Consider the following 7,346-nt stretch of genomic DNA (forward strand, 5'->3'; position numbering starts at 1 on the left):
AAAACTGAGGGCGTATTTTAACCATTCTGCGCACGCTAGCCGCCGTTCTTCTTCTCTTTCGCCTCCTCCAACTGCAGCTTGCGCATTTCACGTAGACGCGCGTCCACCTGCGACTGTTCGAAGAAATTGCCGTCGCCGGATTGTTGCGCGAACTGCAGTTGTTCAACCGCGGGACCCAACTGCCCGAGCAGGAAATAGGACTCAGCCTGTGCGCGGTGCTGTTGCAGACGTTTGCCAAGCGCCGCGAAAGTCTTGGCTTGCAGACCGTACAGTTTGTAGTCCGAACTGTAGAGTTGCAATTCCGAGTCGAGAAAGCGCAAAGCCTCCTCGTATTGTCGCCCGGCGAGCAGCGCGTCGGCATAGCCATAGGCCAGAGCTTTCGACTGCGGAAAGCGCTGCAAGGAACTACGATAGATGTTCAGCGCGCCGGCACGATCACCCCCCGCAGCTCTGGTCTCAGCCGCCAACCCGGCGATCATTGGCGACGACACCTTGAGCGCCAACAGGGCGTCGACTTCCTTCTGAGCAGCGACCACGTCCTTGGCCTTCAGCAGAGCGTACGCCAGGCCGTAGCGGCTGCCCGCCTCCGAAACAAATTTCTTTTCCCGCAGTTGCCGGCTGAACTCGCTGACCGCATCTCCGGAACTGCCCGTCTGCACGCGCAGTCGGGCCCGCACCAGGTGAAAGTCGAGACTGTCGGCGACCTGCCGGTAGGGGACGCTCTGCGCCCGGCTCTCCATGTCGGAGATCCGCTCGACGGTTAGTGGATGCGAGCGCATATAGACCGGCGCATTGTTCTCATATACCCGCCCAGCCTGCTGCATGCGCCCAAAAAATTCGCCCATGCCGCGCGCATCGTAGCCGGCCTTGATCATCGTCTGGAACCCGAAACGGTCCGCCTCGCGCTCGAAATCACGGCTGTAGGCCAATTGCGCCTGAATCGATCCGGCCTGCGCCGACGCGATCGCCGCACTTGCCACCTGAGAATTGGAACGTGCGGCAAGGACACCTACGGCCATGGCGATCATTGTGGCGATCGAGCTTTGCTTCTCCCTGGCCATCTGTCGGGCAAGATGACTCTGCGTCACATGCGAGATTTCATGGGCGAGCACACCGGCCAGTTCGGATTCCGATTGCGCCGTCAGCAGCGTGCCGGTATTCACCCCGATGAAGCCGCCGAACATCGCAAAGGCATTGATCGTGTTGTCGCGAATCACGAAGAACTGGAAACTGCCCGCGGGGTTCGAACTGGCGGCAACCAGCCGACCGCCGAGGAGATTGACGTAGTCGGAAATGTCCGGATCGTCAAGGTAACTGGCCTCGTGGAGGCGGATATCATTGAAGATCCGCTCGCCGATCTTGTGCTCAAGCTGAGGGGAGAGGTCGACGCGCGCGGCGTCTCCGAGGTCAGGCAGTTCGTCGGCCAGCAGCGGCCGCGAACTGCCTAGCGCCACCGCGATGGCCAAGAAGGCGGCACAAGTGATTCTGATCAAGGAGACCTCCGGAAAACCTCGGTAAGAGCCTGATGAAGATGGTGCTATGATACCCAATCGATGTTTGGCGGATTGTTACGAAGCGTTACCGGCGCCCCCCCGCAAACAGGCGTGAAGACTTTCCGCTGGCCACAACCCGCATCTGCTGCTGCCGAACCAATGTCCGCGAGCCTCCTCTCCCATTTTAGTCCCCAAGGCCAGGCGCAGATGGTCGGCGTCGGCGGGAAGACCGAAACTTCCCGCCAGGCAAGAGCGGCTGGCAGTATCCTTATGCGGCCCGAAACACTGGCGCTGATCGTTGAAGGCACGGCGAAGAAGGGGGATGTTCTGGGGGTCGCACGCATCGCGGCAATCCAGGGCGCCAAACGTACGTCCGAGCTGATCCCCTTGTGTCACCCGATCGCGCTGACCAGCGTTTCCGTCGACTTCGAGATCGACGGGCCGACCAACGCCGTGCACTGTCTGGCCAGCGCGGAGTGCTGCGGTCGCACCGGCGTCGAGATGGAAGCTCTATGCGCTGTCAGCATCGGCCTGCTGACCATTTACGACATGTGCAAGGCTGTTGACCGCGGCATGCGCATCGAGGGTGTGCGCCTTCTCGAAAAAATCGGGGGCAAGTCCGGGCACTGGACGGCCACCTGAAACGACCCGGGAACGCTGACCAAAGACGCCAGGCGGACTACGCCAACGCAAAAAAAAACCCGCCGGAGGCGGGTCCCTATTGCACACCAAGAAAGTCAGGCGCGCGCGATATTCGATGCTTGCTTGCCCTTCGGGCCCTGCGTCACGTCGAACGAAACCTTTTCGCCCTCTTTGAGGGTCTTGAATCCACCCATGGTGATCGCGGAGAAATGGGCGAAGAGATCCTCGCTGCCATCGTCCGGAGTAATGAAGCCAAAACCCTTAGCATCATTGAACCACTTGACTGTACCAGTTGCCATATTGCCACTTCCTTGAAAAAAGACTAAATCCGGGCGGCGCCCGACTTCCATGCTTCTGGTTCGACCCTGACTGTGGCTGGTGTTCAGACAAGCAGAACGGCCAAGCAGCGCCTTGAACAAAAACATGCGACCTTTTTACGCCAAGTCAGGCGGATGCGTCAAGCGTTTTCCACATTTACCGCTCGCATGTCTGCATATCCGTGCCGAGAATTGGTGGATAGCGGTATTGCGGATCCCGAAAGACTGGTTAGAATTCACGCATGGCAACACAGCATCAGGACAACTCCCTACTTCAAGCGCAGCGCACACAGCTCAAGCCGCCACCACTTTACAAAGTTCTGTTGTTGAACGACGACTTCACGCCGATGGATTTCGTGATCGTCGTTCTGCAGAAGTTTTTTGCGATGGATCGAGAACACGCGACGCGAATCATGCTCAAAGTTCACACCGATGGGCAAGGGGTGTGTGGAATTTTCCCGCGCGACGTCGCGGCGACGAAAGTTGAACAGGTCACAGCCTTCGCACGAAGCAACCAGCATCCCCTGGCGTGCGTCATGGAGGAAAACTGAATGATTGCCCAGGAACTCGAAGTAAGTTTGCACATGGCATTTGTCGAAGCGCGGCAGAAGCGCCATGAGTTCATCACCGTCGAACACCTGCTGCTGGCGCTGCTCGATAACCCGTCAGCGGCCGAGGCGATGCGCGCCTGTGGCGCCAGCATCGAGCAGTTGCGCAAGGATCTGATCAGGTTCATTGGCGAACACACGCCAACCGTCGCCGGTGACGATGAAATCGACACGCAACCGACGCTGGGTTTCCAGCGGGTGATCCAGCGCGCCATCCTGCACGTCCAGTCATCGGGCCGCAAAGAAGTCAACGGCGCCAACGTTCTGGTGGCGATCTTCGGCGAAAAGGATTCGCACGCCGTCTACTACCTGCAAAAACAGGGCATCACGCGCCTCGACGTGGTCAATTTCATTTCGCACGGAATCAGCAAGATTCCCCAGAGCGCACCTCGCGGCGACCCGGAAGTCGAGACGGAAGGCGACCAGCAAAGTCCGGCCGGGCCTCTCGAGAGCTACACCATCAACCTCAATGCCTTGGCTCTGCAGGGCAAGATCGACCCCCTAATCGGTCGGGACCGAGAGCTCGAGCGCGTCATCCAGACGCTCTGCCGTCGGCGAAAGAACAACCCCTTGCTGGTTGGCGAGGCCGGCGTGGGCAAGACGGCCATTGCCGAAGGGCTGGCGCGGCGGATCGTCGAGTGCGACATCCCGGAGATCCTCGCCAAGGCGAACGTGTACTGCCTGGACATGGGCTCTCTGCTGGCTGGTACCAAGTATCGTGGCGACTTCGAACAACGTCTGAAAGCGGTTCTCAAACAGCTGAGCGAGAACCCGCAGGCGATCCTGTTCATCGACGAGATCCATACGCTGATCGGTGCCGGCTCGGCGTCGGGAGGCACCCTTGATGCATCGAACCTGCTCAAGCCCGCGCTGTCATCGGGGCAGTTGAAATGCGTCGGCGCGACGACCTACAACGAGTACCGCGGTATTTTCGAGAAGGACCACGCGCTGTCGCGGCGGTTCCAGAAGATCGACGTGAGCGAGCCGTCGAGTGCGGAAGCAGTGGAAATCCTGAAGGGGCTCAAGTCGCGCTTCGAGGCCCACCACGGAATCAAGTATTCTGCCGCCGCATTGACTTCGGCGGTTGAACTTTCGGTGCGCTTCATCACCGACCGCCACCTGCCCGACAAGGCGATCGACGTCATTGACGAAGCGGGCGCAGCGCAGCGGATCCTGCCCAAGTCCAAGCAAAAGAAGCTGATCGGCAAGATCGACATCGAGGAGATCGTCGCGAAGATCGCGCGTATCCCGTCCACGCATGTCTCGTCGGACGACCGGAACAGTCTGAGAAATCTCGACCGTGACCTGAAGGCCGTTGTTTTTGGCCAGAACGCGGCGATCGACGCGCTCACCAGAGCGATCAAGATGGCCCGCTCGGGTCTTGGCAACCCGACCAAGCCAATCGGCAGCTTCCTTTTCTCGGGCCCCACCGGCGTCGGCAAGACCGAGGTTGCCAAACAACTGGCGTACTGCCTCGGCAATGAACTGATCCGCTTCGACATGTCGGAATACATGGAGCGGCACGCGGTGTCGCGCCTGATCGGTGCGCCTCCCGGCTACGTTGGCTTCGACCAGGGCGGACTGCTGACCGAGGCAGTCACCAAGAAGCCCTACAGCGTGCTGCTGCTCGACGAAATCGAAAAGGCCCATCCCGATATCTACAACATCCTCCTGCAGGTCATGGATCACGGTACGCTGACCGACAACAACGGCCGCAAGGCCGACTTCCGGAACGTGATCATCATCATGACCACCAACGCCGGCCAAGAAGCGATCCAGAAAGCGACCATGGGCTTCACGCCAACCCGGCAGGCCGGGGATGAAATGGTCGAGATCAAGCGGATCTTTACGCCGGAGTTTCGTAACCGGCTCGACGCCACCATCTCGTTCAAGTCGCTTGACCACGAGGTGATCATGCGCGTGGTGGACAAGTTCCTGATGCAACTCGAGGCGCAACTTCACGAGAAGAAAGTGGAAGCGGTGTTCACGACCGCCCTCAAGGACCATCTTGCCAGACACGGCTTCGACCCGATGATGGGTGCCCGTCCGATGGCCCGTCTGATTCAGGACACCATCCGCGCGTCGCTGGCCGACGAGTTGCTCTTCGGCCGCCTGGCGCACGGCGGGCACGTGATCGTCGACCTGGACGAGGACCAGAACGTAAGGCTGGTCTTCGAAGAGGAATCCGAGGCCGTTGCCTGACGATCGTCGATGCCAAGGACCCTGAGCCCACAAGGCATAGCCTGTTTTTCGCCATCTGAAGACTGAGCACACAAGGCAATTACCATGAGTTTCAAGACCGCCGACCTTCTCGACAACAACGAACAGGAGCTTCGCGATGGCCGCATCCAGGTCGTCACGCCGATGTTCCGGAGTTACGGCGGCCGGCCATCGTTTGCTGGCCAAGTCGCCACGCTGAAACTTTTCGAGGACAACTCGCTGGTCCGAGAGGTGCTCGGCGAAGACGGCAACGGCAAGGTGCTGGTGGTTGATGGCGGCGGTTCCATGCGCTGCGCGCTGGTGGGCGACCAGTTGGCGATCCTGGCGCACCGCAACCGCTGGGAGGGAATCGTCCTTTACGGCTGCATCAGAGACTCCGGGGACATCAGCGCGATCGATCTTGGCATTCGCGCGCTCAACACCCACCCCCTGAAAAGTGTCAAGAAGGGTATCGGTGAACGCGATCTGGCTGTAAGCTTTGGCGGCGTAAGGTTCAGACCCGGCCAGTGGATCTATGTCGATTGCGACGGGGTGATGGTCAGCGAGCAAGCCTTGAACTGAGGATGGGAAAGACCATCGCTTTCGGTTGCACTGGCCGGTGGCCGTGCAGCAATGGGACCACACTCGGTGGTCGCCGTTTCTGCCGTGGTCTTTGAGTTGGCTCTATCCCTGCTGATGATTTGCGCGGGACGCCGTACCACCGAAGCGACGCTGACGGCGGCGCCTTGCCCTTGATGGCCGGCCAGCAGACCCGCTGCGGTTCGGTCGCCTGGCTCGCAAATTTCGATACACTTCCGTCGTCCGCGGCCACGCTGCATCGGACACGAATGGACCAGATGCGAGACCGCTACGATGCGTCGCGCTAGCTGCTGTGGAGTTGCCAGAATCGGAGATGAGTTGTGACCGCTGCCCTTGACCTGCTCAAAGCGATCCGGACAGGCCGCCTGCAAGAAGTTCGTACTTTGCTGGATGCCGGAACCCCGGTTGAAATCCACGACGGACGGGGCGATCCGGGCTTGCCGCTCGGCGTCGCGTGCTTCATGGGGCACGTCGAGATCGTCCGCGAACTGGTCGCCCGCGGTGCCAAAGTTAATTTCCCGGACAACGCGCTTCCCACGTCACCACTGTCAATGGCTATTCGCGGCCGACGGACTGAGGTCGTGAAAGCCCTGGTCGAAATGGGCGCGAACGTTCCAGACGGAATGAAGACCGGTCTGACCGACCAAGAAATGATGATCGCGCGCTGGCGGGGACGACACTACGAAGCCAGCGCGGGCAAGCACGACCAACCCGGCGACGAGACCCCGCTGTTCGAGGAGATCGAAATGGTCCGCTGCTACGGAACGGACACGTCCGTGCTCGACGCCGACCTGATCCGGGCAGCACGCGAAATGGACAAGAAATAGCTGCGCAAGCGGTGCAGCGCGCCGCTCTGGCGAGTCTCGTCGGTTGAAGCCGCAGCGCGTGCGAGATCCTTGAGATCTGACACTCACCAACCAGCGCATGGTTTCCGCAAGCGGGCGTGCAACCGCCCGCGGCGCGGCAGCTCGGCGCAACCGCTTTCGCCCATGACGCTCATCAGGTTGCGCGCAGTCAACAGATGAAGCTGGCGATGCGGCTGGTCGCCGCCAGCCGCTGAAGTGGGCCGCGCACGGCCCGGCCACTACCGGCGGTCACCGCCGCGATCGCTCCTCCAGAAATGCCGTCGCCAAGTATCATGGCGGCCATGAGCGATGCAGCAGAACATCCGCCGAGCGCCGCCTGGCAATCAAGACCAAGCTGGGACTGCTGGCGCTGCCGGCGGTAAACACCCTGTTGCTCAATCCCCTGACCTTCCCGCCGCATCGCGACCACCATCTGGTCAAGCATTATCCGGGCGGCGAACTCAACCTGTGTTTAACATACCAAGAACAACCTCTCTCTTAGCGCAGCCGTTGGCCGCTGTTACGTCCTCCGCTCTCCCGGACCTGACCACGTCCCTCATCCCGAGAACGGCGAGAGCGAAATAAAGCGGTCTGCCTGAACGAGCCTGGGACGAAGTGAACGCAAGATGGGCCGGGACACCT

The 7,346-nt window shown here is 60.5% G+C and carries 8 protein-coding genes; 5 read left to right on the forward strand and 3 right to left on the reverse strand.

Annotated elements, in window-relative coordinates:
- Positions 1-35: 35 nt before the first annotated feature.
- Positions 36-1,493, reverse strand: a complete 1,458-nt coding sequence (locus Q1L50_RS02945; protein WP_366145205.1) for a M48 family metalloprotease — start codon at positions 1,491-1,493, stop codon at positions 36-38.
- A 159-nt stretch (positions 1,494-1,652) separates the two neighbouring features.
- On the opposite strand from Q1L50_RS02945, the gene moaC reads away from it, so the two are divergent.
- Positions 1,653-2,135: a cyclic pyranopterin monophosphate synthase MoaC gene (moaC, locus tag Q1L50_RS02950; RefSeq protein WP_300335796.1), complete on the forward strand. Its 483-nt coding sequence runs from the start codon at positions 1,653-1,655 to the stop codon at positions 2,133-2,135.
- A gap of 95 nt (positions 2,136-2,230) precedes the next feature.
- On the opposite strand, the gene Q1L50_RS02955 is transcribed toward moaC, so the two are convergent.
- Complete coding sequence (locus Q1L50_RS02955) at positions 2,231-2,434, reverse strand: cold-shock protein (RefSeq protein WP_042335273.1); 204 nt, start codon at positions 2,432-2,434, stop codon at positions 2,231-2,233.
- Between the two features lie 260 nt (positions 2,435-2,694).
- On the opposite strand from Q1L50_RS02955, the gene clpS reads away from it, so the two are divergent.
- From clpS to Q1L50_RS02975, 4 genes are all read left to right on the forward strand, one after another.
- Entirely contained in the window at positions 2,695-3,003 is a 309-nt protein-coding gene (gene clpS / locus Q1L50_RS02960; protein ID WP_300335782.1) for an ATP-dependent Clp protease adapter ClpS, read from the forward strand.
- Complete coding sequence (gene clpA, locus Q1L50_RS02965) at positions 3,004-5,262, forward strand: ATP-dependent Clp protease ATP-binding subunit ClpA (protein WP_300335783.1); 2,259 nt, start codon at positions 3,004-3,006, stop codon at positions 5,260-5,262.
- 84 nt (positions 5,263-5,346) lie between these two features.
- Entirely contained in the window at positions 5,347-5,841 is a 495-nt protein-coding gene (gene rraA, locus Q1L50_RS02970; RefSeq protein WP_300335785.1) for a ribonuclease E activity regulator RraA, read from the forward strand.
- Between the two features lie 338 nt (positions 5,842-6,179).
- A complete protein-coding gene (locus Q1L50_RS02975; RefSeq protein WP_300335786.1) occupies positions 6,180-6,686 on the forward strand; it encodes an ankyrin repeat domain-containing protein in 507 nt (168 codons plus the stop codon).
- A gap of 187 nt (positions 6,687-6,873) precedes the next feature.
- Here Q1L50_RS02975 and Q1L50_RS02980 read toward each other — a convergent pair whose 3' ends face one another.
- Positions 6,874-7,149: a hypothetical protein gene (locus tag Q1L50_RS02980; protein ID WP_300335787.1), complete on the reverse strand. Its 276-nt coding sequence runs from the start codon at positions 7,147-7,149 to the stop codon at positions 6,874-6,876.
- Between the last annotated feature and the right edge of the window lie 197 nt (positions 7,150-7,346).

Origin of the sequence: Accumulibacter sp., from assembly GCF_029255145.1 — a bacterium.
Classification (GTDB): Bacteria; Pseudomonadota; Gammaproteobacteria; order Burkholderiales; family Rhodocyclaceae; genus Accumulibacter.

Excerpts from the sequence above, each read along its gene's own strand:
- moaC (WP_300335796.1), top strand. The coding sequence starts at position 1,653 with ATGTCCGCGAGCCTCCTCTCCCATTTTAGTCCCCAAGGCCAGGCGCAG.
- Q1L50_RS02955 (WP_042335273.1), bottom strand. The coding sequence starts at position 2,434 with ATGGCAACTGGTACAGTCAAGTGGTTCAATGATGCTAAGGGTTTTGGC.
- clpS (WP_300335782.1), top strand. The coding sequence starts at position 2,695 with ATGGCAACACAGCATCAGGACAACTCCCTACTTCAAGCGCAGCGCACA.
- clpA (WP_300335783.1), top strand. The coding sequence starts at position 3,004 with ATGATTGCCCAGGAACTCGAAGTAAGTTTGCACATGGCATTTGTCGAA.
- rraA (WP_300335785.1), top strand. The coding sequence starts at position 5,347 with ATGAGTTTCAAGACCGCCGACCTTCTCGACAACAACGAACAGGAGCTT.
- Q1L50_RS02980 (WP_300335787.1), bottom strand. The coding sequence starts at position 7,149 with ATGCTTGACCAGATGGTGGTCGCGATGCGGCGGGAAGGTCAGGGGATT.